At 74.6% G+C, this 1,608-nt stretch carries 1 protein-coding gene; it reads right to left on the reverse strand.

What is annotated here, in order from left to right; genetic code table 11:
- Positions 1-246: 246 nt before the first annotated feature.
- The gene (locus MXD58_RS27195; protein ID WP_308302059.1) at positions 247-1,539 is read right to left on the reverse strand and encodes a ferric reductase-like transmembrane domain-containing protein; all 1,293 of its coding nucleotides are present in this window, start codon (positions 1,537-1,539) and stop codon (positions 247-249) included.
- Positions 1,540-1,608: the final 69 nt, after the last annotated feature.

Below are 1,608 nucleotides of genomic sequence, written 5' to 3' on the forward strand. Positions count from 1 at the left end.
CGGCTGCCCGGAGCCGGTCGCGGCCTTCGCGCCGACGGTGAGGGCGACGGCGCTGAGCAGGGCGGCGAACCCGACCCGCGCCCGGTACGGTCTCCCGGCGCTCCCAGTCATCGGGGCCTCGCCGTGCGGATCCCGGCAGCGTGGCCGGAGAAGAATCGGCGCCCCGCAGTCGAACGCATCTGCGCATCCTTTCGGTGGAACAGGGACATGTCACCTCCCGGGTCGACCAAGGTCACCCCCTGGACGTCAGCGGAGCGCGAACTCCTCGGTGTGAACGCGATGGCGGGGCACTCCGAGCGCGCGCAGCGACCGGGCCGCGGCGGTGGTCATCCCGGGCGGGCCGCAGACGAACACGTCACGGTCCGCGGCGTCGGTCACCGCGGCGCCCAGGTGCGCGGCGTCGAGCGGGTCGAAGCCGAGATCGCGCCGCGAGCCGGTCAGGGTGTGCAGCCGCACCAGGCCGGCGTCGGCGACCTCGCGGAACTCGCCGTGCAGCGCGAGGTCCGCCGGGTGGCTGGCGCGGTGCACGACGACGACGTCGTCGCCGCGGCGGACCAGGTCCTCCGCGAGTGCCCGGATCGGGGCGATGCCACTGCCGCCGCCGATGAGCAGCACCCGCCCGCGGCGCGCGGCGGCGGCGGTGAAATGTCCGAACGGCCCCTCGGCCAGGGCAGGCGTGCCGGGCCGCAGGTCTGCGAGGGCACGCGAATGGTCGCCGGCCGCCTTGACCGTGATCCGCAGCATGTCCGGTTCCGGCGGCGCGGACAGCGAGTACGGATGCGCGCTGAGGAGATGGCCGCGGGCGGCGAAACGCCACAGCAGGAACTGCCCCGACCGGGCGCCGAGCCGGTCCAGACCGTGGCCGCGGATCCACACCGACACGACCCCCGGCGCCTCGACGACGACCCGGTCCACCCGCATCCGGTGCCGCGACACGCGGGCCACCGGGAGCACGAGGCGCCAGCCGACGAGGGCGGCGGCGACCGCTAGGTACAGCCCCAACCACAGGGCGCTGGCCACGGGATGCCCGACGAACTCCGCGCCGGTCGCCCGCTGGTGGAAGAACGTCAGGAACACCGCGAGGTAGGTCGTCAGGTGCACGGCGTACCAGGCTTCGTAGGACAGTCGGGTGCGGGCGAGCCGGCCGCTGGTGATCCCGACGGCGACGAACAGCAGCGCGCCGAGGGTCGCCTTCCACATGTCCGGGTAGCTGGTGACGACCGTGACCAGCTCCGCGAGGGGCTGGTGGTGGTCGGCCAGGCCGTAACCCCAGACCGTCAGCACGACGTGCACGGCGATGAGCAGAATGACGTTGGTCCCGAGGCCACGGTGCCAGGCCGCGAGCCGGTCGAAGCCGACCGCGCGTTCCAGCGCCGCGATCCTGGCCATCAACGTGAGCTCGACAAGCACCAGGTACGCCGCGAGCAGGCCGGCGACCCGGCCGGCGGCGGTGAGCGCTCCGGCGGCGCCGTGGACGCTGGCGGCACTCGTGCCGGACCACCACAGGATGCCGATGGCGATGGCGCCGGCCACCAGCACCAGCCGGACGGCCAGTTCCGGCCCCCGCCGCGCCAGCTCCCGGCGCTCGGCCCAGACCTGGCCGGCGCC

This window comes from Frankia sp. AgKG'84/4, assembly GCF_023242965.2.
GTDB lineage: Bacteria > Actinomycetota > Actinomycetes > Frankiales > Frankiaceae > Frankia.